24 protein-coding genes are annotated in these 24,966 nt (G+C 64.1%); 11 read left to right on the top strand and 13 right to left on the bottom strand.

Features of this window, described 5'->3' with window-relative positions; genetic code table 11:
* The first annotated feature begins 11 nt into the window (after positions 1 to 11).
* Positions 12 to 1,256 carry a Zn-dependent hydrolase gene (locus GSQ89_RS06785; protein WP_158923313.1) on the top strand — a complete coding sequence of 415 codons (1,245 nt, stop codon included), beginning with the start codon at positions 12 to 14 and terminating at the stop codon, positions 1,254 to 1,256.
* A gap of 303 nt (positions 1,257 to 1,559) precedes the next feature.
* On the opposite strand, the gene GSQ89_RS06780 is transcribed toward GSQ89_RS06785, so the two are convergent.
* A complete protein-coding gene (locus GSQ89_RS06780; protein ID WP_158923311.1) occupies positions 1,560 to 2,531 on the bottom strand; it encodes a hypothetical protein in 972 nt (323 codons plus the stop codon).
* Positions 2,532 to 2,569: 38 nt separating this feature from the next.
* Between GSQ89_RS06780 and GSQ89_RS06775 the strand changes: the two genes are divergently transcribed.
* Positions 2,570 to 3,274, top strand: a complete 705-nt coding sequence (locus GSQ89_RS06775; RefSeq protein WP_158923309.1) for a hypothetical protein — start codon at positions 2,570 to 2,572, stop codon at positions 3,272 to 3,274.
* Between the two features lie 135 nt (positions 3,275 to 3,409).
* Here the strand turns inward: GSQ89_RS06775 and GSQ89_RS06770 are convergent, their stop codons facing one another.
* Both GSQ89_RS06770 and GSQ89_RS06765 read right to left on the bottom strand, forming a co-directional pair.
* Positions 3,410 to 3,802, bottom strand: coding sequence for a GxxExxY protein (locus GSQ89_RS06770; RefSeq protein ID WP_158923307.1), 393 nt, complete (start codon positions 3,800 to 3,802; stop codon positions 3,410 to 3,412).
* 255 nt (positions 3,803 to 4,057) lie between these two features.
* The gene (locus tag GSQ89_RS06765; protein ID WP_158923305.1) at positions 4,058 to 4,606 is read right to left on the bottom strand and encodes a carboxymuconolactone decarboxylase family protein; all 549 of its coding nucleotides are present in this window, start codon (positions 4,604 to 4,606) and stop codon (positions 4,058 to 4,060) included.
* 78 nt (positions 4,607 to 4,684) lie between these two features.
* Here GSQ89_RS06765 and GSQ89_RS06760 point away from each other — a divergent pair, with 78 nt between their 5' ends.
* Positions 4,685 to 5,179: a L,D-transpeptidase gene (locus GSQ89_RS06760; RefSeq protein WP_158923303.1), complete on the top strand. Its 495-nt coding sequence runs from the start codon at positions 4,685 to 4,687 to the stop codon at positions 5,177 to 5,179.
* Here GSQ89_RS06760 and GSQ89_RS06755 read toward each other — a convergent pair.
* On the bottom strand, positions 5,166 to 6,176 hold the full coding sequence (locus GSQ89_RS06755; RefSeq protein WP_158923301.1) for a Gfo/Idh/MocA family protein: 1,011 nt from the start codon (positions 6,174 to 6,176) through the stop codon (positions 5,166 to 5,168). The genes GSQ89_RS06760 and GSQ89_RS06755 overlap by 14 nt on opposite strands.
* Before the next feature lie 258 nt (positions 6,177 to 6,434).
* Between GSQ89_RS06755 and GSQ89_RS06750 the strand changes: the two genes are divergently transcribed.
* On the top strand, positions 6,435 to 7,400 hold the full coding sequence (locus GSQ89_RS06750) for an NAD(P)-dependent oxidoreductase (protein ID WP_158923299.1): 966 nt from the start codon (positions 6,435 to 6,437) through the stop codon (positions 7,398 to 7,400).
* A gap of 612 nt (positions 7,401 to 8,012) precedes the next feature.
* On the top strand, positions 8,013 to 8,438 hold the full coding sequence (locus GSQ89_RS39075; protein WP_254073104.1) for a PEP-CTERM sorting domain-containing protein: 426 nt from the start codon (positions 8,013 to 8,015) through the stop codon (positions 8,436 to 8,438).
* A 185-nt stretch (positions 8,439 to 8,623) separates the two neighbouring features.
* On the opposite strand, the gene GSQ89_RS06740 is transcribed toward GSQ89_RS39075, so the two are convergent.
* From GSQ89_RS06740 to fabD, 6 genes are all read right to left on the bottom strand, one after another.
* Entirely contained in the window at positions 8,624 to 9,910 is a 1,287-nt protein-coding gene (locus tag GSQ89_RS06740; RefSeq protein ID WP_158923297.1) for an MFS transporter, read from the bottom strand.
* Between the two features lie 99 nt (positions 9,911 to 10,009).
* Positions 10,010 to 10,942 (bottom strand): endolytic transglycosylase MltG, encoded by a 933-nt coding sequence (gene mltG, locus GSQ89_RS06735; RefSeq protein ID WP_254073103.1) that lies wholly within the window; start codon positions 10,940 to 10,942, stop codon positions 10,010 to 10,012.
* 76 nt (positions 10,943 to 11,018) lie between these two features.
* A complete protein-coding gene (gene fabF / locus GSQ89_RS06730; protein ID WP_158923612.1) occupies positions 11,019 to 12,278 on the bottom strand; it encodes a beta-ketoacyl-ACP synthase II in 1,260 nt (419 codons plus the stop codon).
* A 36-nt stretch (positions 12,279 to 12,314) separates the two neighbouring features.
* A complete protein-coding gene (locus GSQ89_RS06725) occupies positions 12,315 to 12,551 on the bottom strand; it encodes an acyl carrier protein (RefSeq protein WP_158923295.1) in 237 nt (78 codons plus the stop codon).
* Positions 12,552 to 12,715: 164 nt separating this feature from the next.
* On the bottom strand, positions 12,716 to 13,453 hold the full coding sequence (fabG, locus tag GSQ89_RS06720; protein ID WP_158923293.1) for a 3-oxoacyl-[acyl-carrier-protein] reductase: 738 nt from the start codon (positions 13,451 to 13,453) through the stop codon (positions 12,716 to 12,718).
* A 20-nt stretch (positions 13,454 to 13,473) separates the two neighbouring features.
* Positions 13,474 to 14,436, bottom strand: coding sequence for an ACP S-malonyltransferase (gene fabD, locus GSQ89_RS06715; protein WP_158923291.1), 963 nt, complete (start codon positions 14,434 to 14,436; stop codon positions 13,474 to 13,476).
* A 297-nt stretch (positions 14,437 to 14,733) separates the two neighbouring features.
* Between fabD and GSQ89_RS06710 the strand changes: the two genes are divergently transcribed.
* The 3 genes from GSQ89_RS06710 to GSQ89_RS06700 all read left to right on the top strand — a co-directional run bounded on the left by GSQ89_RS06710 (position 14,734) and on the right by GSQ89_RS06700 (position 17,576).
* On the top strand, positions 14,734 to 15,606 hold the full coding sequence (locus tag GSQ89_RS06710; protein WP_158923289.1) for a PEP-CTERM sorting domain-containing protein: 873 nt from the start codon (positions 14,734 to 14,736) through the stop codon (positions 15,604 to 15,606).
* 202 nt (positions 15,607 to 15,808) lie between these two features.
* Positions 15,809 to 16,594: a PEP-CTERM sorting domain-containing protein gene (locus GSQ89_RS06705; RefSeq protein WP_158923287.1), complete on the top strand. Its 786-nt coding sequence runs from the start codon at positions 15,809 to 15,811 to the stop codon at positions 16,592 to 16,594.
* 61 nt (positions 16,595 to 16,655) lie between these two features.
* On the top strand, positions 16,656 to 17,576 hold the full coding sequence (locus GSQ89_RS06700; RefSeq protein ID WP_216856040.1) for a sterol desaturase family protein: 921 nt from the start codon (positions 16,656 to 16,658) through the stop codon (positions 17,574 to 17,576).
* On the opposite strand, the gene lpxB is transcribed toward GSQ89_RS06700, so the two are convergent.
* The 3 genes from lpxB to GSQ89_RS06685 form a co-directional block, all read right to left on the bottom strand.
* Complete coding sequence (lpxB, locus tag GSQ89_RS06695; protein ID WP_158923285.1) at positions 17,477 to 18,613, bottom strand: lipid-A-disaccharide synthase; 1,137 nt, start codon at positions 18,611 to 18,613, stop codon at positions 17,477 to 17,479. The two genes, GSQ89_RS06700 and lpxB, sit on opposite strands and share 100 nt — an antisense overlap.
* Positions 18,614 to 18,817: 204 nt before the next feature.
* Positions 18,818 to 20,263, bottom strand: a complete 1,446-nt coding sequence (locus tag GSQ89_RS06690) for a serine hydrolase (RefSeq protein ID WP_158923283.1) — start codon at positions 20,261 to 20,263, stop codon at positions 18,818 to 18,820.
* Positions 20,260 to 21,132, bottom strand: coding sequence for a phytanoyl-CoA dioxygenase family protein (locus GSQ89_RS06685; RefSeq protein ID WP_158923281.1), 873 nt, complete (start codon positions 21,130 to 21,132; stop codon positions 20,260 to 20,262). The genes GSQ89_RS06690 and GSQ89_RS06685 overlap by 4 nt, the downstream gene beginning before the upstream one ends.
* Positions 21,133 to 21,273: 141 nt before the next feature.
* On the opposite strand from GSQ89_RS06685, the gene GSQ89_RS06680 reads away from it, so the two are divergent.
* The 3 genes from GSQ89_RS06680 to GSQ89_RS06670 form a co-directional block, all read left to right on the top strand.
* Complete coding sequence (locus GSQ89_RS06680; RefSeq protein ID WP_158923279.1) at positions 21,274 to 22,599, top strand: dihydroorotase; 1,326 nt, start codon at positions 21,274 to 21,276, stop codon at positions 22,597 to 22,599.
* Positions 22,596 to 23,900 carry an NAD(P)/FAD-dependent oxidoreductase gene (locus GSQ89_RS06675; protein WP_158923277.1) on the top strand — a complete coding sequence of 435 codons (1,305 nt, stop codon included), beginning with the start codon at positions 22,596 to 22,598 and terminating at the stop codon, positions 23,898 to 23,900. The genes GSQ89_RS06680 and GSQ89_RS06675 overlap by 4 nt, the downstream gene beginning before the upstream one ends.
* Before the next feature lie 65 nt (positions 23,901 to 23,965).
* The coding region (locus tag GSQ89_RS06670) for an amidohydrolase (protein WP_158923275.1) at positions 23,966 to 24,966 on the top strand (1,001 nt) is incomplete at its 3' end.

Here is a 24,966-nt window from a genome sequence, read left to right as displayed (position 1 = left end):
AAGATGCCGCGATGACACAAACAAACCTGCGAATTGACGGCAAGCGCCTCTGGGACACCCTGATGGGATACGCCGAGATCGGCGCAACAGCGAAAGGCGGCGTGCGCCGGCTGACCCTGACTGACGTCGACAAACGCGGACGCGACAAATTCCGCACCGAATGTCGGGCACTAGGCCTGACCGTCCGGGTGGACGCGATCGGCAACATGTTCGCCCGCCGGCCAGGACGCGACCCGTCGCGGGCGCCGGTGCTGTTCGGCAGCCACCTGGACAGCCAGCCAAGCGGCGGCAAATTCGACGGCGCGCTGGGCGTGCTGGCGGGTCTGGAGGTCATGCGCAGCCTGAACGACCTGGACGTCGTCACCGAAGCCCCCCTGGAACTGATCAACTGGACGGATGAGGAAGGCAGCCGCTTCGGCCACAGCCTGATGGGCTCCGGCGTCTGGGCCGGCGTGTTCGGACTGGAAAAAGCCTACGGGCTGACCGACACCGAAGGCGTATCTGTGGCCACTGCATTGGACGGAATCGGCTACCGGGGACCGGAGCCGGCCTCCCCCTTCAAGGCCGATGCCTATTTCGAACTCCACATCGAGCAAGGACCGATCCTGGAACGCGAGGCTAGGCAGATCGGTATCGTGACCGGCGCCCAGTCCCAGGTCTGGTACGATGCGGTGACGATCGGACAAGACAGCCACGCCGGAACCACGCCCCCCTCCACCCGCAAGGACGCCCTGGTCTGCGCCGCCCGCATCATCGACCTCGTCGACCGCATGATGCGCGCACGCGGCGAAGATGGCCGCGGAACCGTCGGCCAATTGCTCGTCTCCCCCAACAGCCGCAACGTAGTGCCGGGCGAGGTCCGTTTCTCGATCGAATTCCGCCACCCCTCGGATGCGGAAGTCGATGTTCTTGACGCCGAGTTCCCGCCGGCCGCGCAGGCCATCGCCGACGCCTGCGGGATAAAGCTGGAACTGACCACACTGTTCAAGATTCCCGCCCAACCCTTCGACCCGTCCTGCGTCGACCTGGTCCGCCAAGGCGCCGCCAGGCTCGGCTACAGCACCCGCGAGATCGTCTCCGGCGCCGGCCACGACGCAGTCTACGTCGCGCGCCACGTCCCGACGGCGATGATCTTCACCCCCTGCAAGGACGGCCTGTCACACAACGAAGCCGAGAGCATCGAACCAGAGGAAGCCGAAGCAGGCTGCCAGGTATTGTTCGAGGCCGTGGTCGCTCGGGCAAATCGGAGTCTGTGAGGAAGGCCCATCGTCTCTCGCGCGGTCATGGTGAGCGAAGGCCCATCGTCTCTCGCGCGGTCATGGTGAGCGAAGGCCCATCGTCTCTCTCGCCGTCATGGTGGGCGAAGGCCCACCGTCTCTCGCGCCGTCATGGTGGGCGAAGGCCCACCGTCTCTCCCGCCGTCATGGTGGGCGAAGGCCCACCATCCACGCCTTTAGTTAGGAGGGCAAAAGGCCTAGATGCCGCCCCGTCGGCATGACGGGGTAGCCGGCCGCGGCAGTTAGAGTGGTTTCCATTCGCGTCGGCTCACGGAGCCCGCCCTACAGTGCGGAAAAATCTTCAACGGTCCATCTCAGCGGGGCAGGATCCACTCTGATCGCCCCGATCCGCGGGCGGTTGAGGTCGGCAATCAGCACGATACCGCCCGCCCACATGACCAGCAGGAGCGATGTCAGCACGATATGCCGGCTCCCCGACGCCCTCAGATGGTAGCCCAGTGCGCCGATCGCCAACATCGACCCGCCCATCAACATCCATGTCAGGTCGGCCGGCACCTGGCTGGCAAAAGCAAACCGCTCCGCCCGCGCGGCACTGAACATCTCGGTCAGTGCCAAGGCCAGGCCCGACGTGGTGGTCGGCTGCTCATGGCTCAGGACCTGCATTGCGTGCCAGATCTGCGCCTCTAACGCTGTCTTGCGGGCGATCAGCCCCGCTTCGTCCTCAAACCGGTTCGTGCTGACATAGGCCAGTTGCACTTTGGCAAACTCTTCGATCATCGCCGTGATCGGTGGACCTCGTTCACCCCCGATCAGCTTCGATCGCAGCCAGGCTGTCTGCACGGAATTGGCTTCCTGCAGGACAAGACTCCGTCGGGCCTCGTAGCGGTTTTGCGCGATATTGATCGTCAGGCTGAGGGTGAATGCCAGCAGCCCCAACATGCCGGCGGTAATCGTGCCGATTCCGATGTGCTCTTGTTCCCCGGCGGGCCGGCGCTGCGCGCGATGCATGCCAATCCGGTATCCGATCTCGTTGGAGACAAACAGAGCCGCGGCAACCAGCGCACCGAAAAGCACCAGGCTGAAGTCAGTCAACGAGTTCAGAACTTGGTCGAGCATAACGAAGACCGGTAGTGGAGGAGGGATGATCGCAATCCGTTCGCTGCAGATCAACCAATCACCGTGCCCTCCCGTTTTTACTAGCGTTGTACGAGGAGGCTTCGGCCCGCGACAAGCCACGGAAAACTGGCGCAGCCCATATTCACTCGATGAACCGGACCAGAACAGCATCAACAAATCTTGACTTATTTCCTATATTAATCTATCACTAAGGAATGGAAACCTTTTCCCAGCCGCCTCAGACCATCGATCTCGCCACGCACCTGTATTACCAGCTTGTCTATACCCTCACCGACTTGTTGCCGCCGCCGCTCGATGACACGCCCGCAGCGCTGCGCACCAGAAACCACGCCGCCATCGCCAAGGTGGCGGCGCTGCTGCCGGTCAACGCGAACGAAGCCGATCTCGCCGCCCAATGCATCGCCGCTCGTGCCCAGGCCGAGGAGATGTTGCGCCTGATCCGTCAGAACGCCGATGACATCCAATTGGTGATGCGCCTGAACGCCCAATACGGATCAATGGTGCGGACATCGCTGTCCGCGCACGCACGCCTGATGCGGGTCCAGGCGGTGCGCCAGAAGCGGGAGGCGATCGAGGGCGCGGCCAACCAGGACGCATGGGCCCAGCATATCGCCGAACGCTCAATGCTGGGGGTGGTGAATCCGGATGCTGGACCCCATCAGGCGGCGTGGCCCGAACCGGCACTAACAACGAACCCGGACCCCAGGATTGAACACCACGTCTCAGAAGACGACCTAAATTCTCAGGACGCGGCTTTTGAGACCTGGCTGAGCAACCAACCCTGGAACCAGCGATCCGATGAAACAGGCCAAACCGTCCACGAAGCCATAGCCAGATCGAGTTTGGCCAGCCACGAATTGCCCACAAACAGCCGCGCAAGCCCCGCCAGACCGGGCTAACACCAAGCCCCGTGACACCGACTCTCCGATACCGTCACGACCGGGACGCCCGAAGCAGTGTGCCCGGCCAAGGCACCTCTCTTTTAAGGCGGATTAAGCGGGATAAGGGGGGGATGAAAGGGATGACGCTCGCAATCAGGCCCCGGCGGTGATGCGGCGAATTTCGACTTTGGGCTGGCCAAAATTGATCAGCAGACACAACGGCTTGCCGGTCGCCCGCAAATAATTCCGGCATTGCGGGACATGCACATCGCTCAGCGCGCCCACAACTTTGAGTTCAACGATAACCTGATCCTCGACCAGCAAGTCGGCGGTATATTCGCCAACAATCACGTCGTCATAAAAGACCACGATCCCCCGCTGCTGCACCACACCAAGCCCGGCTTTTCGCATCTCATGCGCCAGGGCATTCTCATAAACCTTCTCAACGAACCCATGACCGAGCGCATTGGCAACCCGAAAAGCACACCCAATAACCCGCTCGGTCACCGGCGCCCAAAACCGCAAATCCCCTTCATCCACCTTCATCCCGCTAATCCGCCTTATAAAACCTGCCTAAGCGTCCGCGCCGACGCCGAAAGGTCTTACGCTGCGGATATTAACGAACCATGAATCCCTCCGAACGCGGACAACCAATGGAGCGTTTCTATTTAGCCGGCCATATCGATGGGAGAGACCGCGCCCAAATATCCCGGTCTGGCGCCCCGAACCTGCCATTCCGAGAAGCTTGGGCGAAGTCCAACAACAAGCGAGTCAGCCGACGCCCCTCCCGCAGCCGACCGGTCACACCGGCAACGGAAACCGGTCCAGATACGGCTGATAATCCGGCTCCACATCGATCTGCAACGTCCCCAGCACGCGCACCACGGCGTTGTAGAACCCGATCGTCAGCGTCAGATCCACCACCAGTTCGTTGCCCAGCTCGGTTTGCAGCGCCGCGAACGTCGCCTCGGCCATCGCGCCGTCCTTCGTCATCTCCCGCGCCGCCTTCAGCACCAGTTTCGACAGCGGATCGAGGCTGGTCGCCTTCCCGGCCGTATCGTCGATCAACGCCTGCACATCGTCATCGCTGACACCGAAATCATGCCCCAGCTTGACGTGATGCGACCACTCATACGGCGACCGAGCCAGCCAGCCGACCTGCAGGATCGCCAGTTCGCGCAGCCTCGGGTCCAGCTTGCTGCCATACCGGATATAGCCACCCAGCCCGGAGAACGCCCGAGCCGCCTTGGGCGAATTGACCAAGGCCTTGAACAGCCAGATCGGGCGCTTCAGCAGATCCTGGTCCTCGGGCGCGAGGTCGGACGGTTCGAGATACGGAACGCGAGCCATTGGTTTCCTCCATTGAATGGATTGAGCGTAGAACCACTCCGTCGGATATGAAAATCGTGACCGGAGGACCCCTGAGCCATGCGTGCGATCGTTACGGCCAACGGCACCCTGACCGTGAACAACGAAACGTTCCGCGCCGCCCTGGGACGTGGCGGTGTCCGAGCGGACAAGCGGGAAGGCGACGGCGCCACACCTGTCGGGATATTGCCGCTGCGAAACGTGCTGTACCGGCCGGATCGCGGCACCGCGCCCATCTGCGCGGTCGCCGAACGAGCACTCGCACCCGACGACGGTTGGTGCGACGACCCGTCCAACCCGTCCTACAATCAGGCGGTGCGTCTGCCGTTCCCCGCCAGCGCCGAAGTGTTGTGGCGGGACGACACCGTTTACGACATCATCGGCATATTGGGGTGGAACGACTCACCCGTCGTGCCGGGTCGCGGTTCGGCGATCTTCCTGCATATCGCCCGGCCCGACTACGCGCCCACGGACGGCTGCGTCGCCCTCGCCCCCGATCATCTGCGACGGGTCCTGGCGATGGGACTGACCGAACTGGTGGTCAGGCCGGCGTAGGCGCGAATCGCACCGCCTGCGCCTGGCACTGCAACGCCAGCCGGCAGACCGAGAACACCTGTCCGCCGTCCAGCATCCGTCCCGTGCGGTCCCGGACGTCCTCAAGAAAATGACGGTAGTACGTCACCGGCAGCCCACCGCAATTCTGATAGCGTGTCCGCTGCCGGTTCGATACGAACATGTGGTCACCGCCTGCCCTGCCCTCGAGGTCCAGGTTTTTCCGCAGTTCCAGCGTGCCCTCGGTCCCGACCAGGAACAACCGCCCATCGCCCCAGTCCGGCAATCCATCCGGCGTGAACCAATCCAACCGCATCGTTCCCGTCATCGTCTCGCTGCGCAGCGTGATCTCGGCAAAATCCTCGAACCCCTGTGGCGGCGTGCCAAAACACCCGATCGTGCTGGCCGAGATCGTCGCCTCGGACGCGCCGGCGAACGCCAGGAACTGGTCGATCGAGTGGACACCGATATCGTTGATGATCCCGCCGTACGCCTCACGTTCGAAGAACCAGGCCGGACGCAGCGCCCGGTTCAACCGATGCGGCGCCAGACTGTTCAGGCTGACCAACCGGCCGAGTTCACCCGATCGCGCCACATCCAGCGCCGCCTGGATCGAAGGCGACGTCAGCCGTCCCAGGGAAACCGACCAGATCCGCCCGGTTTCACCCACCACGGCCTCAACAGCGGCGAGTTGCTCCGGTGTCGTCACACCGGGCTTGTCGACCATCACGTCCTTGCCACGGCGCATCGCAGCGATCGCCACCGCGGCCCGATCGCGCGGCACCGAACCCAGCACGATGAAGTCGATCGACGGATCATCGAGCAACCGATCCCGCGACACCGCCGGGACATCCGGAAACCGCTTGCGAAACCCCGCCAGCACGCGCGGATCCGACGTCTCCGGATCATGGCCGACACAGACCGCGCCGGCGGCGAGCAAACCGGCCGTCAAATCGTAGACGTGGCGATGGTCCAAACCGACAACAGCGAAGCGCGACATGCGAGTTTCTCCCCAGTCCACCGAACTGGGTCACTTCTGTTCGGAAAGGTCCATCTGCTCCGGTCTAAGGCCACAATTTTTCATTCGCCGCCCGGCCGGTTACGGCGGATGCCGGCCGATGTTCCGCCCGATAAACCGTTCCGATATCACCCTGTTTGGTATAGCGGAATTCCTCGTCGTCGACCCTCATCGGCTGAATGCAGACCATCTCCGGTCGTTGGCTTGCACGGTCAATCGCTCGGCGGTGTAATGGGCCGCATGGCAATACTGGTAACCGGTGCGGCGGGGTTCGTCGCCTTGAACGTCGTGGAACATCTGCTTGCGGCGGGTCGGGATGTCGTCGGTCTAGACCGCATCAAGCTGCCGGAACGCGCGGCGCGCGATTTTGCCTCGTTGCCGGGGCGGCTGACGATGATCGACGGGACCATATTATCGAACGCCGATCTGTCACGCGCCCTGACGGCAATGCCGGTCGAGGCGGTCATTCATTGCGCTGTCATCACCGCCGGATCCGAGCGGGAGATCGCGGACCCGGAGTCCGTCGTCGCGGTCAATGTCCAGGGCGCGGTGACAACGCTGATGGCCGCCGCACGTTGTGGCGTGAAGCGGTTTGTCTATCCCAGTTCGGGGGCGGTTTACGGCGCCTCGGCGGCGACGGTTGATCTGATGGACGAAGATACACTGCGCCCGGCGCCGGTGAACCTGTATGGACTGACAAAATTCGCAGCGGAATCGATCCTTCCTCGTATCGCCGAAACACAGGGTGTAGCGCTGACGGTTGCTCGTCTCGGGGTGGTGTATGGGCCGTGGGAATACGCCACGGGGGTACGGGATACGCTGTCGCCAATGCTGCAGACCCTGGATTTAGCGGCGGCGGGGATCCAGGCGGTGCTGGGTCCGCCCTGGCGTGGGGATTACACGCTGTCGCGCGACATCGCCGCCGGGTTGGTGGCACTGGCGGAGATGAAGTCCACGCCGCGGACGATCTACAACCTGGCGACCGGCCAAGGTACCACGGCGGAGGATTGGTGCCGGGCCGTCGCGGCCCGCCTGCCCGGTTTCCGGTGGCGTCGCGCCAGGGATGGGGAGGCGTGGAACGTCGAAAGCCACACGGGCTACGACCGGGGGGCGATGGATATCGCCAGGATCATCGCCGACACGCCGTATCGGCCGGCGTTCGATATAGAGCGTGCAGCGGAGCATTTGCTGGCCTGGAGGACGTAGGCTCCGTTTCGCGTCATTGGCACGCAGGTCGGTTGCCACCCGGCTGCGTTCGGAATTTCATAACGATCGAAACCATTAGTGACGCCGCCAGGTTCTGCGTTACACGTCCAGCGGGACAATCAAAGTAATAAAAACAAACAATATGTTGCGATTTTGGCTTTTCCGTAACTGTTCTTGGTGAATTTTTGATGAACAGCCGATCGGCCTGCCCCGTTGCGGTGGCAAAGCCGACATCGCTGGGCTATGGCGGGGGCCACCATCACGTGACGCCGATCACCATGGTTTCGATCGAAAGTAAAATCTCAGACTGCCTCATCCGGAGACACCAGATTCGTAATATCGCGATATTTCATACCTTTTGGCGTGCATATTTGTACAGGCGTGTATTTCTTGCCGGAGGACTACGAATGCCGTGACTGACCCGCGATTTGCCTTCAGATTTCCTGCCCGGAACGGGCGTGCAATGACTTGGCTCCTGCCAGAAATCGGACGATGAAAATGCGCTCCACAAACAAGTTCTCTCTATCGGCCATCGTTGCTGGAATAACTGCCCTGGCGGTTTCCGGCGCCCCACGGACGGCCCATGCCGACGTGACCTGGACCCTGTCGGGGGTGGCGTTCGCCGACGGTGGAACCGCCGCGGGATCTTTCGTCACCAACGACGCAGGCATTCTGACATCCTTCGACATCACGACGACGGCGGGCAGCGTGCTGCGCGCGGAAACCTTCGACAGCGCGACGGGCAGCACGATTGTGAGCGACAACGCTTCCAATTTCGAAATCGACTCCGACGATGGTGAGGAGAATCTGATTTTGACCGCCCAATCAGGCGATTTTTCGGTTGCCAGCAGCCCCGGCCCGGTGTTGTTCGCGAGCAACGGCACCAGTTTCGAATCCGACGCCGGTATAGCCGCGGATGAAGATTTGACCGGTGGTGGAGCCAACGGCGGCAGCCTTCCGGTGCCCGAGCCCGTGTCGATGGCATTGCTCGGCACCGGCCTTGTAGGTTTGGCGACTGCCCGCCGCCGTCGTGGCTAACTGGCGTACCGGCCTCGTCATGACCCGGCATCGCGCCATGACGAGGCTGGTATCCGGTGCCGCCCGACCGGAGCGCCCCCTTTCTTGCCCTGCGCGTGAACCATTCCGTATCGCAGCAGATCGCCGGACAAAAACGCCTTCTTCCCCCATCGTCACGTCACGTTTTTGCCGCCCGGCGATCTGCCTTATCGTAACGGTTCGTGCGCCGTTTCACGCAGGCCCGCGATCGTTATGAAGCTGATCGCCGCCGCCGCCATAACATAGGCGGTCGGTGCCATTTTCGACCCCGTTTCGTCGATCAGCCATTGCGAAATGAACGGAGCGAAACCGCCGAATATGGCAACCGCCAGCGCGTAGGAAGACGACATCCAGGTGGAACGGCCGCGCGTCGGAAAGATCTCCGAAATCGCCGCCGGTCCGGGACCGGAGAACAGCGAGATCGAAAAAGCAAAAACAACCTGAATCAAAACGACGCTGACAAAGCCATATCCCCCCGTCAGCACTAAGAACGCTGGAATCGGAATGATGAAGCACAACGCGCACGACGCCAGCAGCAGCCGCTTTCGCCCGATCCGATCCGACAGCGCACCCATCAACGGGACCAGGACCACCAGCGTGAACAAACTGGCCGTCGATGCCCACAGCGACTGGGCCGCGGTCAGGTGCAATTGCGTTCGTGTATACGTTGGCATATACGTCAAAAACACGTAGAACGATACGGTCCACAGGATGGTGAAGCCGAACGCCTGCACGGCGTGGCCGAGGGTTGACGCCTCCGCTGTCTCGCCTTCGGCTACCGTCGCCCGGTAGGGTGGGGTCTCATCGACGTTTCGCCGCAGCCACAGGCCAATCGGCCCGAACAATCCGCCGAGGAGGAACGGGATCCGCCAGCCCCAATCGTTGATCGCATCCGATCCGATCCATGAGGTCAGCAGCGCGGCGAGGCCCACCCCAAGTAAGCCGCCGCCGGCGACGGACATCTGCTGGAAACTGGTGTAGAGCCCGCGCTTACCCTCCATCGACCATTCGGCCATGAACGCCGTCGCCCCGCCCCATTCGCCACCAGTGGAAAACCCTTGCAACAGACGCGCCACCAGCAACAGCACCGGCGCCATGACGCCGATCGAGGAGTAGGTGGGCAGCACGCCGATGATGACCGTTCCCAACGCCATGAGTAGAATGGTCAGCACCAAAGCGGGCTTGCGGCCGCGTGTGTCGCCCATGCGGCCGATCACAATCCCGCCCAGCGGCCGGAACACCAGGCCGACTCCGAACACCAGGAAGGTATTCAACAGCGCCGAGGCCGGATCGCCTTTTGGAAAGAAATTCAGTGCCAACGATCCGGCGAGGTAGCCGAACACGCCGAAATCGTACCATTCCATGACGTTGCCGATCGTCGCGGCATAGATCGCTTTACGACTTTGTTCCGCGGTCGGCCGTACGGCCGCCAAGCCCGATGCTGATACCGACATGTGCCGCCCCTACCTGCCGCGGCCATCGAAGCATGCGTTCGGCGAGACGAAAAGCGGTGAATTGAATTGTGCCAACACGCGGTGCAGCGCGACCGCGTATCAATCCGGGTTGCCGTGTGACGTGGACGGGGCCAGCGCCCGCCATTTTGCCACGGCGGTGTCATGCGCCGCATAGCTGCGGGAGAACACATGTCCACCCGTTCCGTCCGCGACGAAATACAGGTCGTCGCTGGCCGCCGGGTGCAGCACCGCATGCAGACTGTCGGGGCTCGGGGAGCAGATCGGCGACGGAGGCAATCCCGCACTGCGGTACGTGTTGAAGGGATCGTCCCGGACCAACTCCGCGTGGGTAAGCGGGTGATCCAGTACCCCGGCGCCATTGCTGGCCGAATAGATCACGGTGGGATCGGCTTGCAGCCGCATCCCCAGCCGCAGGCGATTGAGATAGACGGCGGCGACATGCGGCCGTTCCTCCGGTTTCGCTGTCTCCCGCTCCACGATACTGGCCAGAATCAGCGCGTCGTGGGGACTGGATAGCGGCAATCCGGGCGCCCGGTCGGCCCAAGCCTCGGCGAGGTCCTTGTGCATCGCCGCCTGCGCCCGAGCCACGATTGCCGTGCGATCGGCGCCGTATTCGTAATCATAGGTCTGCGGCAGAACCGACCCTTCCGCGATCGTCCGCACCTCACCGGTCATCGCGTCGGCATGTGCCAGCACACCGACGATCTGCTGCGCGGTCAGCCCCTCGGCGATCGTCAGACGGTGTTCGACCGGATGTGCCGAACGCAAAATCGCCAGCACCTGGCGGATCGATGCATGCGCGGGGAAGGCGAATTCGGCGGCATGCAGTGTTCCCTCACCCCGGGTCAGCCAGGCCGCCGCACGAAACAGACGCGGCTGGTCCACCAGATCATCCGCCGCCAGCGCCTGAGCAAGCTGAGCCGTTCCACCGTGCGGCACCAGGATGTCGCGCGAGGCCGCCAGCGGGCCGGGTCGCACCAGGGCGCCACGCCACCAGTGAATACCGCCCACCGCGGTGCCACCCAAAACGGCAACCGTCAGGAGGCCGGTGAGTAGCGCCCATCGCCGCCGCGACGACGGTGCCGGATCAGGCGGCGCGGAAGATGACAGAGGCGTTGGTCCCACCAAACCCGAAGCTGTTGGACAAGGCCACCTTGATCCGCCGCTGCTGCGCCGCCTTCGCCACCCGATCGATCACGCTTTCCCGGCTCGGTTCGTCCAGGTTCAGCGTCGGCGGCGCTACCCCGTCGCGGATAGCGAGGATCGAGAACACCGCCTCGATCGCGCCCGCGGCACCCAGCAGGTGACCGGTGGCCGACTTGGTGGACGACATGGCGATACCGCGGGCCGCGTCGCCGAACAGCCGTTCGACCGCTTCCAGTTCCAGATCGTCGCCCAGTGGCGTCGAAGTGCCGTGGGCGTTGACATACTGGATGTCGGCGGGGCTGTAGCCGCCGCTTTTCATCGCGTTGCGCATCGACCGGAACGCGCCGTCGTGGCCTTCCGCCGGGGCGGGGATGTGATACGCGTCGCCGGACATGCCATAACCGGATACCTCGGCGTAAATCTTCGCGCCGCGCTTCCTCGCGTGCTCATATTCCTCCAGCACGACGCAGCCGGACCCTTCGCCCATCACGAACCCGTCGCGATCCTTGTCCCAGGGGCGCGAGGCGGCGGTGGGCCGGTCGTTGAACCCGGTGGACAAGGCGCGGGAGGCGCAGAACCCGGCGATTCCAAGCTCGCACACCGTGGCTTCCGCCCCGCCGGCCAGCATGACATCGGCGTCGCCCAGCCCGATCAGCCGCGACGCATCGCCGATCGCATGCACGCCTGTCGCACAAGCCGTCACCACCGAGTGGTTCGGCCCCTTGAATCCGTATTTGATCGACAAATGGCCGGACGCAAGATTACTGAGCGCCGAAGGAATGAAGAACGGCGACAACCGCCGAGCCTTGCCTTCATGGACCTGGATGGAGGCCTGATAAATCGTCTCCAGCCCACCGATTCCGGACCCGATCATCACGCCGGTGGCGCAGTGATCATCCTCGGTTTGCGGCACCCAGCCGGAATCCTCGACCGCCTCGGAACCGGCGACCATCGCCAGATGGATGAAGCGATCCATCTTTTTCTGGTCCTTGACCGGAATCCACTCATTGATGTCGAGCCCGCCGTCGGCCCTGGTTCCGGCGGGCACCTGGCCAGCCACCTTGCAGGGCGAATCCTTGGCGTCGAACGCCGTGATGGCGCCGATGCCCGACTCGGCATTGATCAACCGGCGCCAGACATGCTCCACGCCCACACCCAGGGGACAGGCGATGCCCATGCCCGTCACCACCACTCGCCGCATCACAGCAGGCCTTTCACGCTCATCCCAGGGCAGTTCTTACTGCTTCTGCTTTTCGATATAGTCGATCGCGTCCTTGACGGTCGCGATCTTCTCGGCCGCGTCCTCGGGGATCTCGACGTCGAATTCTTCTTCGAATGCCATCACCAGCTCGACCGTGTCCAGGCTGTCGGCGCCCAGGTCGTCGATGAATGACGCTTCCGGCGTCACCTTGGCTTCGTCCACGCCGAGGTGTTCCACCACGATCCGCTTGATCTTGTCGGCAATGTCGCTCATCGGCTCCGCTACTCCTGAACTGTCGTTGGGTTGTCGTCGTTGTCCGGCTTTTCCGCGGCCGGGCCTTGTCCCGGTCCATGAAGCGAGCCGCGCCAGACATGGCACCGGGCGCTTAGCATGGTTTCCCGCGGACGGGAAAGGTTGCCGGCTGGTTACGCATCTCCCTAGATCATCGCCATTCCGCCATTAACGTGCAGTGTGGCGCCGGTGACCCACCCCGCTTCATCCGAAGCCAGATAGGCAACGGCACCCGCGATGTCATCCGGCTGACCGAGTCGCCGGAGCGGAATGGATTCGGATAGTTTGGTCTTCTGTGCTTCGCCCAGCACGTCGGTCATCGCGGTGACCACGAAGCCCGGTGCCACCACGTTGATGGTGATCCCGCGGGAAGCGACTTCCTGCGCCAGCGCCTTGCTCATGCCGACCAAGCCGGCCTTGGCCGCGGCATAATTGGCCTGTCCGGCATTCCCGGTCGCGCCGACGATGGATGAGATGTTGATGATCCGGCCGGCACGCCGCCGCAGCATGCCGCGCAGCGTGGCCCTGATCAGGCGGAACGGCGCGGACAAATCGACATCCAAAACCGACTGCCAGTCCTGGTCGGACATCCGCAGGGCCAGCATGTCGCGAGTCATTCCCGCGTTATTCACCAATATATGCAGTGGGCCGGTGGCTTTTTCCGCCATCTCGACCAGGGCGTCGGGTTCCGACGCGTCACGCAGGTCGGCGGGGCAAACATGGGCGCGCTCACCGAGTTCGGCTGCCAATGCCTCCAGCGCCTCACGCCTTGTGCCGGACAGGGCAACATTGGCGCCCTGGGCATGCAGGGCACGAGCGATTGCCGCTCCGATGCCACCGGAGGCGCCGGTCACCAGGGCGGCCTTGCCATCCAATCGGAACATCGCCGCTTCTCCCTCCTCGCTCAGAGACTTTTCAGCACCGCTTCGATCTCCGCCGGCGTGCCGGCGGCGGCTCCGGACGCGTCCGGTGCGATTCGCTTGATCAGTCCCGTCAGCACCTTGCCGGCACCGAGTTCTATAAAACTGTCGACGCCCATGTCCGTCATCGCCGTGACGCATTCGCGCCAGCGCACGGTGGCGGTCACCTGCTGTATCAGCAGGTCGCGGATTTGCCCAGGATCGGATTCGCGTTTGGCCGAGACATTCGCCACCAGCGGCACACAAGGCGCCTTGGGCATCGTCGTTTCAAGCGCTTCCGCCATCACATCCGCCGCCGGGGCCATCAGCGCGCAGTGGAATGGCGCGGACACCGGCAGCAGCATCGCCCGGCGGACGCCCTTGGACTTGGCGATCTCGATGGCCCGTTCGATCGCCGTGCGATGGCCGGAGATCACCACCTGGCCGCCGCCGTTGTCGTTGGCGGGTTGGACGACTTCCAGCACGCCGGTTTCCGGCACCGGTCCCGCCTCGGCGCAGATCGCCCGTGCCTGATCCATGTCGGCACCCAGCAGGGCGGCCATCGCGCCTATGCCGGCCGGCACCGCCTTCTGCATGGACTGGCCGCGCAGCTTCAACAGGCGCGCGGCGGCGGTAACCGAAAAGGCCCCGGCGGCGGCGAGCGCGCTGTATTCCCCCAGCGAGTGGCCCGCGACGACCAGCGCCTTGCGTTGCAGGCTGGTCCCGCCTTCCCGTTCCAGCACCCGCAGCACAGCCAGCGAGTGCGCCATCAGTGCCGGCTGGGTGTTTTCGGTCAGCGTGAGCTCTTCGTGCGGCCCCTCGAACATCAGCTTGGACAGCTTTTGCTTCAGGGTTTCGTCGACTTCCTCGAACACCTCCCGCGCGGCGGCGAAGGCGGCGGCGAGGTCGCGGCCCATGCCGACGGCCTGGCTGCCCTGGCCCGGGAAGATGAAGGCATGAACCGGCATGATGCGGAGACCCTCGGAGGATGTCAGGTTACAGACGTGTAGGATTGGCGCGGGGGCGTAGCGGCGGGTGTCAGGACTGTCAAGGAACACGCCGAGGCAAAGCCGGCGTGGCCCCCCTTGACCGCGGGATTTGCTGCGCGGTCCCGATCCCGTCGCAGCGTGGCGGTGGCGCGCGAATCCAAAGGGCGATCGCCCAATCGCGCCCGGCTGCGGAGCCTCCTCAAACACATTACGATTGACAGACTATATCGTATTCCGCTGTAACTGGCATCTCACTGTGTTCCAGGATCCCTATTTGTGGATTGCGGCCGGACGACCTATCGTGGCGATGACCGGCCGGCGGCCATGCGTTCCGCCTTGCGCGGCACGTCGATCCTGGCGTTGACCGTCCTGGTATCGGGCATGTTTGCCGCCACCGCGCAGGCCCAGAATCTTGTGGTGAACGGCACTTTTTCCCAGGCCGTGATCGGTGGCGTGACCCAGGCCGCCGAGGCAGCCGAATTCGGCTCGACGAACAACGGCTTCACACCCGCCCAGACGCTGGTCGGATGGTCGACCGCCGGTTACAATTTCGTCTACCTGCCGAACACCGCCGACACGACCGGCGCGACGGGCCAGGCGACGGTGAGGCTATGGGGGCCGGCCAATGGCGGGACGAACGCGGCGCTTCTGCCACTGTGCGCCCCAACGAGCGGCGCCTGCACCGCGGGCAGCGGGAATTACATCGGCGCCGACGGGGCGTATGAGGTCTCGGCCATCACGCAGACCATCAACGGCCTGACCGCGGGGAAATCTTACGCTGTGTCGTTTGCCTGGGCCGGGGCGCAGCAATCCGGCTTCAGCGGCGCAACGACCGATGAATGGACCGTCAGCCTGGGCACGGTTTCCGTGTCCAACCCAAGCCAAACAACCAGCCTTGTGTCGCTTCCAACCGAAGGCGCCTCGGCCTGGGTGAACCAGACATTCGATTTCATCGCGACCGGTCCCAGCGAACTGCTCTCGTTCCTGGCGACCGGAACACCCACCGGCCAGCCGCCATTCGCGTTGCTCGCCAACGTGTCGATGACGCAAGTGCCGGAACCCGCGAGCCTGGCGCTGATGGCCACCGGACTGGTGGGTCTGGTTGCCGCCGCCCGGCGCCATCGTATGAGAGGGCGCACGACGGTTTGATCGCCGTTTGCGCCAGGATCCGTGGGGACATCGGGCGCACGACCAGCTTGTGAGTGCATCCCATCACGAGACGAAATTGTAGTATTTATGTTTGTCATCTAAATATTGATTTTGTTTTCCCATTCCCAGATTTTGTTGACAATGATCACCCAATCGGTGGTAAATCACTATCGAAATGAGATATTTTGAAGGACGTCCAATTATGGACACACGGCGATCAGGCCTTTGTATCGTCAGGGGTTCACAGGCATTCGGCGCCCGAGCCATTCGCGGTGCATCCGCCGCGCTGCTGATCGCCGCCTTCTCCGGTTCGGCGATGGCCCAGAACCTTGTTCAAAACGGCAGCTTCGCCGTGACCGGCGGAACGACGTCGATCCAATTCGGCACCGGCTACAGCAATAGCCTGGGCGAATCCGTGGCGGACTGGACGACCGCCGGCTACAATTTTGTCTTCCTGCCAGGCTCGACGACGGCTCAGGGGTCAGGGGGCTCGCTCAGCCTGGGCACCAGCCCCGCGCCCCCCATCGCCGGCGAAAATTACGCCGCGGCGGATCCCATCTACGAACAAGGACCCATTACCCAGACGATCAACGGACTGACGATCGGACAAACCTATGCCGTGTCATTCGCATGGGCGGAAGCACAGCAGACCGGGTTCACCGGTACGGTGAACGATTATTGGGCGGTCAACCTTGGTCCCAACAGCGCGACAACCCAGGACACGACGGGGAAAACGATCGCAACGCAATCCTTCTCGGGATGGATGAACCAAACGTTCGATTTCATCGCGACGAGCAGCAGTGAGTTGCTGTCGTTTACGTCGATGTCTCCTGGCGGCAGCCCGCCTTTCGCGCTGCTGACCAACGTGTCGGTGACGCAGGTGCCTGAACCGGCAAGCGTGGCGATGGTGCTGACCGGCGTCGTGGGGCTGATCGGCCTGGCACGGCGACGCCGTTCGACGGACGGAGGCAGCCTAACCCGCGCCTGATCGAGGCACACGCGAATCCGGTGCCCATGCGCCGAGGGAACCGCGTATAGGCCGTTGCGACATGTTTATCGGACAGCATCTGCTTGCAATCGCGAAAATGACGGCCAGCCTGTCGGTCTGGCTGGTTGTCCTGGCATTGGTATTCCTGCCGCTGGAGCGGCTGTTCTCCCTGCGGCGGGCACGATTCTTTCGAGCCGGATTTCTGACCGATCTGGGGTATTATTTCATCAACGGCATCTTGCCGGCGTTGGCGCTGGGCATTCCGCTCGGCGCCGCGGCATGGGTCGCGCATCGCTGGGTACCGGCCAGCGCGACGGCTGCATTCCTCCATGCACCGCTGGCGGCCCGCTTGGTCGTTGCCCTTGTGGTGATGGAGGTCGGGTTTTACTGGGGCCACCGCTGGTGCCACGAAATTCCGTTCCTGTGGCGGTTCCACGCGGTCCATCACAGCCCCACCCATGTCGATTGGCTGGTCAACTCGCGCGGGCACCCGGTGGACTTCATCTTCACCCGGCTTTGCGGGTTGATGCCGCTGTTCGTGCTGGGTCTGGGCAATCCCATGGGCGGCGATGCCGCATCCATCCCCTTGATCGTAATGCTGCTGGGTCCGGTCTGGGGCTTCTTCATTCATGCCAACGTGCGGTGGCGCTTCGGCCCGTTAGAGTGGCTGGTGGCGACACCGGCCTTTCACCATTGGCACCATACGAACGACGGGCCGGCGCTGATCAACAAGAACTATGCGCCGATGTTGCCCTGGGTCGATCGGCTGTTCGGGTCCTACTATCTGCCGAAAGATCGGCAACCGTCGGTTTACGGCACCCACACCGCGGTTCCGCCCGGCCTGGTTGGGCAGTTGCTGGACCCGTTCGCGCCGGTCCCGCGTTACGGAGACGGCAGCATCGACAGCACGGCTTCGGCCGCGGCCTCCGAGGGTGTGCCTGACGCGGGCCGCAGCAGTGTCAGGGCCTCGGCGAATCCCTGACGCTGGGCCGCGGCGGCGTCCGGGTCGGTCAGCAGGCGGTGCAGTTCGGCGGCGAGGCGGTCCGGCCGGCTTTCGTACTGCAGCAGTTCCGGCACCACTTGCCGGTTCAGCAGAAGATTGACGATCGAGGCGTATTTCACCTTCACTACCCGTTTCACGATCTGGTGCGAGATAGGATTGATCCGGTAGGTGACCAGCATCGGCACATTGGCCACCGCCAGTTCCAGCGTCGACGTGCCGGACTTGGTCAGCGCGGCGTCGGAAGCGGCAAAGGCATCATGCTTGCCCTGCGTGTCGGCGACCAGGATCGGCTTGATCGGCCAGGATGTGGTTCGCTGCCGCACGACGGCCTCGACCGGGCCGGCCAACGGCACGACCGGGATGACGGGTTCGGGGAGGAGGCGGATCGTTGCCTCCAGGATCGGCAGCAGACGAGATACCTCGGTTTGGCGGCTGCCGGGCATGACGGTGAGGATTTTGGCACCGGCTGGGATGGCGTGGCGGGTGCGGAAGCGTTCGGCGTTGCCGGTTTCGGCGCCGCTCTCCAGCACCGGATGGCCGACGAAGCGGGCGGACAGGCCGTGGCCGGCGAAGAAGGCCGGCTCAAACGGCAACAGGCACAGGAGTTCGTCCCATAGGCCGGGGTAGTGCTTTACGCGGCCTTCCCGCCAGGCCCAGGCCTGGGGGGCGACATAATGCGCCCGCTTGATGGTGGTGGGCTGCAAGGCCCGTAGCACGCGCAACGTGAACCCCGGCGAATCGATCGTCACCAGTAGATCAGGGGTTCGGTGCTTGATGTCGGCGACGGTCTGTTTCAGCAGTGTTTTAAGCTGGAAAATCTTTGGCAGGACTTCGAGCAACCCCATCAGTGCCACGGTTCGGATCGGGAACAGGCTGTCGAGGCCCTGTGCCGCCATGGCGCTGCCACCGACGCCGGCGAACGCGATGTCGGGGCGCCGTGCCTTGATCGCGTGCATCAGGCGCGCGCCCAGGATGTCACCGCTTTGTTCGCCGGCGATCAGGTAGATGAGCGGCATGCGTCAGGACGGCCGCTGCGGGAGGGGCGGTGTTAAATTAATCGATGTTACCATAGATCCTTCGGCACCGTCGCGCACTCGTCATGGCGGGCGGATGGCCGCCATCCACGCCTTTGTTTTGCCTGCAAAAGGCGTGGATGCCGATCTGCATCGGCATGACGGACGGGAGCCGACCGCCAGGCCCGCACCAACATCAGATTGGTATCACGCAAAACACGCGATCGCAGTGGCAATCAGCCGGTTCAGCGCCGGCATATCCATGGGATGATCGGTTTCGTTCGACACCGCGACGGTCAGGCGATGGCGGAGCAGGATGAAGATCTTCTGGTCGGAGGCGCCGGCGGCCCAGGCTGTGTCCGCCGGCAGGTCGGGGAACGCGCCATTGACGTTGCTGCGGAAGCAGGCGGCGTAGCTGGTGCCGGTGTGGGTCGGGGTCAGGGCATAGTCGACCCAGCCCTCCGGCAGCAGGCGCTCGCGGTTCCAGACACCGTCGTTCAGATACAGCACACCCAGCTTGGCGTAGTCGCGCAATGTCGCGTAGCCGGCGCCGGAGGCGATCAGGTTCCCGGCCATGTCAGCCGAGTGCTGGTAGCTGCCCATGCCCAGCCGATCGACCAACAGGCCGTAGGCGGTCTGGTAGTAGGGCAGGCCGCGGCGCTCGATCTGGTCGCGGATGATGGCGCCGAGGACGTTCATGCCGCTGTTCACGTAGCGGAACACCGATCCGGGGATCGTGGCGACGAGGGATCGTTGGGCGGATTCGAACGCGTTGCCGGCTTCCTGGTAGACGGCACTGTTCTCGAACCCGATGGTGGTCCGGCCGTCGCCGTGCCGCACCGGGAAGCCGAGGCCGGAGCGCATCCGGACCAAATGGTCCAGCGTGATCAGGCGATGTATGTCGCGGGGATCGGACCAAAGTGGCGCCGGGGCCGGATCGTGCATCGATGCCAGCCAGCCGTCATGGATCAGGCGGCCGATGACGGTGCAGGTGATGGCCTTGGTCATCGACCAGCTTGGGGTCGCGCGATCCGGGGCACCGAATGGGCTGTAGCGTTCGGCCAGCACACGGTCCGGGGTCGCGATCAGGACGCCGTAGGCGCCGGGAGAGCCGGCGAAGAACGCATCCAGCGCGGCGGCGAACGGCGCAGGTGGGGCTTTGGCGGGCTCGACGGCATCACCGAGTGGCCAGGGCTGATTGGGGGCGGGGCGGTGGCGTTGGATGGGTTGGGGGTCGAAGGCGGGGGCGGTGTGCGGCCCGAGCAGGATGCTGCCGTAGCCGGGGCGGGTCAGTGCGTGGCCGACGGTGTTGTCCCAACGGACGGTGGCCTGACGGGCGGCGGGATCGGTCTCGACGATGATGCGGCCGGCGGCGAAGGCGGCGTCGGCCTCTGCCTGGATCGAGGCTTCCGGTGCGTGAGCGCTGAGGCCGGACGGTACCTGCGCGACACGCAGGCGGAAATGGCGGTCGGCGGTGGCGCGATCCAGGCCGCTGACGAACATCATGTCGGCGTAGCGTTTGGCGGCGAAATTCACTGTTCGCTGGCGCAGGGCGGCGGCTGAGGCATCGTAGACGATCGGGTCGACCGGTCCGGTCCCGGACAGATGCGGGGTGCGGTCGAAGATCGTCTCCATCCAGGCAGGCTGGGTCATTCGGCGGGGACCATGTCGAAGAAGCGGGTCTTCATGCCCTTCTGGTTCTCATACAACGACCCTTGCAGCGTGGCCGGCGGCAGTGGCAGGCGGATCGGCGCGGGGGCCAGCCTGGGCTGCTGGGTCTCACCGGCAACCATCAGCTTGTCGAAGGCTTCGATGCCGTTGGGGAAGCCGAGGATCGGCCAGGCATCGGCCGTGCGGAACTGGAACAGCAGCAGCCGGCGATCCCGGTCGGAGACGTTCGGCGCCGAACCATGTATCGCCCTGACGTGATGCACCGTGATGGAGCCGGCCTTGCCGGTCAGGGCGATGGCCTTGCTGAAGTCGACGTCACGGTTCGCCGGGTTCATCGCGCCGCAGAAGATGCCGTCGGTGTGGTGGTCGAAGGTCGGGCCTTTATGGCTGCCGGGAATGATCATCAGCGGGCCGTTTTCCATCGCCATGTCGTCGAACATGACGCCGACCGCGGCGAGGTCGTCGTTGGTGTGGGGGTAGAATGCCCAGTCCTGATGCCACTCCACCGGCGCGCCGAAGCCGGCGCATTTCATGTTGAGCTTAGCGGAATCGAAGCGGATGTTGGGACCCCACAGCGACTGTAGGACCGCGACGATCTTCGGGTGCTTGGTGAGAGCAGCGTAGGCAGGGTGCTGCGCATGTGCCGCCTTGATCCGGCGGACCCTGGGATTTTCCGCGGTGTGGCTGTCTTCCAGGTCGTAGATGTTGTTGTGGGCGGTCAGGCCGCGGGCGCGGTCGATGAAGCCGTCGGTGACGTCGCTGAGAGTGCGGACCTCGTCCGGGGTCAGGACGTCGGGGACCACGATGGCGCCGACGTCGTTGTATTCATTGATCTGGGCCTGGGTGAGCATGGTGTCCTCCGAGCTTTGTGGGGGACGATATACCGGGGTTGGGCTCCGGTCGAGATAAGGGGAAGACATTGGTTGGCCCGAACCGGTGACCGCCAGCACCAAAGGGTGATAGGGTCGCGCCAAACCGGGAAAGGACCACCCATGGCCGCGCATTTCGATCTTCTGATACGCAACGGCACCTGCGTGCTGCCGTGGGGTTCGGAGGACACCGATGTCGGTGTGCGCGACGGCCGGATTGCCGCGCTGGGCGTGGGTGCGGATGCGTCCGCCGACAAGGTGATCGACGCGACCGGCCTGCACGTGCTGCCCGGCCTGATCGATCCGCACGTCCATCTGCGCGATCCCGGTGACAAGGCGGTCGAGACCATCCCCACAGGCACCAGAGGCGCGATCCTTGGCGGCCTGACGACGGTGTTCGACATGCCGAACACCAGCCCGTCCATCACTGACCCCGAACAACTGGCCTGGAAGCAGGACTACGCGGAGAACGTCGCGTGGTGCGACATGGGTCTCTACGTCGGCGGAACGAAGACCAACATCCCCACCCTGCCCTCGCTGGAACTCGGCCGCGGGGTCTGTGGGATCAAGATCTTCGCCGGCAGTTCAACCGGCGACCTGATGATCGAGGACGACGAGCACCTGGAAAAAGCCATGCGCTCCGGCCGCCGGCGCATCGCCTTCCACAGCGAGGACGAATACCGGCTGCAGGCGCGCAAGCCACTGTTCAAGTCGGGCGATCCGTATTCCAACCACATGGTCTGGCGCGATGAGGAATGTGCGTTCCTCGGCACGCGCCGGCTGATGGCACTGGCTCGTAAGACTGGGCGGACGGCGCATATCCTGCACGTCTCGACCTTACAGGAACTGGATTACCTGAAGGATTTCCGCGACATCGCGACGTGTGAGGTGCTGGTCAATCACCTGACCCAGGTCGCGCCCGATTGCTACGAGCGGTTGGAGGGGTTTGGCGTCATGAACCCGCCGATCCGTGGGCAAGAGCACATGGACGCGGCTTGGAAGGCGATCAACGACGGCACCGTGGATACGATCGGGTCGGATCACGCGCCGCATCCGCGCGACAAGAAGCTGTTGCCGTGGCCGGATTGCCCCGCCGGCCTGACCGGTGTGCAGACGCTGGTGCCGATCATGCTGGATCATGTGAACGCCGGCCGTGTTTCCCTGGCCCGCATGGTCGATCTCATGTGCGCCGGTCCCGCTCGGGTTTACGGCGTGGTGGGCAAGGGACGGCTGGCCGCGGGGTATGATGGCGACTTCACGCTGGTGGATATGAAGCGGCAGCGGCGGATCGAGGAATCATGGATCGCCGCGCCCTGCGGATGGACTCCGTTCGCCGGGATGCAGATCACCGGCTGGCCGGTGGCCACGATCATCCGCGGCCAGATCGTGATGCGTGATGATGAGGTATTGGGGGCGCCGTCCGGCAAGCTGGTGAAGTTCATCGGGTGAGCCTTGATCTTCTGATCGTTGGCGCCGGACCGGCTGGGATCGGGGCGGCGGTCGAGGCGGTCCGTCACGGCCTGTCGGTGATGGTGCTGGATGAAAACAGCGCGCCGGGCGGCCGGATCTGGCAGGCGCTGGAGACGCGTGGCGCGAAAGATGCCGACGACGCGGCAGCCTTGGGGCTGATCCAACGCTTTCGCGGCGGTTCGGCGCAGGTGCATTGGAACGCCACGGTCTGGGCGATCGAGCCAGATGGACAGGTGTTCTGGTCGGACGCGGACGGCGCGCACTTGGTTTTTGCCCGTAACGTGTTACTGGCGACCGGAACCACGGAACGGCCGTTGCCCGTTCCGGGCTGGACGTTGCCTGGCGTGATGACGGTTGGGGCCGCGCAGATCGCGCTGAAGACGGGTGGTCTGCTGCCGGACAAGGGTACGTGGCTGGCCGGGCAAGGCCCATTGCTGCTGCTGTATGCGACCCAGGTATTGGATGCGGGCGGCACGATCGCCGGCGTGATCGATCTGTCGGATGGGTTTGCGCCCATGCGGGCGCTGCGGCACGTTTCGGTATCGGCCTGGCCGGAGATCAGTCGCGGCCTGGCGTGGCGGCGGCAATTGTCGAACGCGGGGGTGCGGTGGATCGCGGCGTCGGCGGTGCGGGCGGACGGTGAGACGGTGCTGCGATCGGTTTCGTTCCGTGTTTCGCAAAATTGGAAGACCGAGGCCGCGAACTTGCTGCTTCTGCATGACGGCGTCATTCCGTCAGTGCAGATGTCGCGGGCGGTTGGCTGTGTGCATACGTGGAGCGATACGCAACGCTGCTGGCAGCCGGTGGTGGACGAATGGGGGCGGACATCGGTGCCCGGAATCCTGATCGCGGGCGATGGGGCCGGGATCGGCGGTGCGGCGGCGGCCGTACTGTCGGGACGAATCGCGGCGCTGGGCCTGGTTGGTGGCGACGCATCGCCCCTGCGCGCCGAACGCGCTCGGTATTTGGCGGTTCGGCCGTTGTTGGACACGCTGTTCGCGCCTCTGCCGATGCGGCTGGATGATACGACCTTGGTCTGCCGGTGCGAGGAAGTGACCGCCGGTGCCGTGCGGCAGGCGGTTCGGACCGGGTGCCAGGGGATGAACCAGTTGAAGGCCTATACGCGGTGCGGCATGGGGCCGTGCCAGGGCCGCATGTGCGGTCCCATCGGCATCGAAGTGCTGGCAGAGGCTCGAGGCGTCCCGGTTTCGGCAGTTGAGCCGTTACGCACGCGGTTTCCAACCAAGCCTGTCAACGTGGGCGCATTGACCAGTCTGTAGCCGCGGGTCTTGGCATTCGGCCGGCGGCGGGAAACAATGCCGGGACTGCATAAGGAAACGCCCGCATGAGCACCACCACGACCCACAGCCCGTATCTGCCGGTCCGGAATGACTGGCTGGCACGCCGCAAAGAGACGATCCTGGAGCCGGAACTGCCGATCGTCGATCCGCACCACCATCTGTGGGAGCGGCCGGACTGGCTGTATATGCTCGACGACCTGCTGGCGGATACCAATAGCGGGCACAACATCGTCGGCACCGTGTTCGTGCAGTGCCGGTCGATGCATCGGGCGTCGGGACCTGAGGCGTTCAAGCCGGTGGGAGAGACGGAATTCGTCAACGGCGTCGCGGCGATGAGCGCGTCCGGTGGTTATGGTGCGACGAAGATCTGCGCCGGTATCGTGGGGCACGTCGATCTGCGCGAGGGTGAGAAGGCCCGCGCGGTGCTGGAAGCGCACATCCGAGCCGGCGGCGGGCGGTTCAGGGGTATCCGGCATATCACAGCGTATGACCCCGATCCGAGCTTGATGAATCCGGCTTATGCGCCTCCGCCCCGGTTGATGTTTGATGAGACATTTCGAAAAGGGTTTGCCTGCCTGGCGCCGCTGAACTTGTCGTTCGATGCGTGGCTGTATCATCCGCAGATCGGCGATGTGACTGCACTGGCGCAGGCGTTTCCCGGGACCGCGATCTGCCTGAACCATGTCGGCGGCCCGCTGGCGATCGGGTCGTATGACGGCAAGCGCGCCGAGGTGTTTGCTGACTGGTCGAAGTCGATCAAAGCGCTGGCAGCCTGCCCGAACGTGGTGGTGAAGCTGGGCGGCATGGCGATGCGGATCAACGGATGGGATTTCCATACCAAGGCGGAACCGCCGTCGTCGGGAGAACTGGCTGCTGCTTGGAAGCCTTATGTGGAGACCTGCATCGAGGCGTTCGGGGCGGAGCGGTGCATGTTCGAGAGCAACTTCCCGGTGGATAAGGGATCGTACGGTTACGCGGCGTTCTGGAACGCGTGCAAGATATTGGCGAAGGGCGCCTCGGCTGGGGAGAAGACTGCTTTGTTCAG

Origin of the sequence: Acidisphaera sp. S103, assembly GCF_009765975.1 — a bacterium.
In the GTDB taxonomy this organism is placed as follows: Bacteria; Pseudomonadota; Alphaproteobacteria; order Acetobacterales; family Acetobacteraceae; genus Rhodopila.
This window is presented reverse-complemented; position numbering and strand designations above follow the sequence as displayed.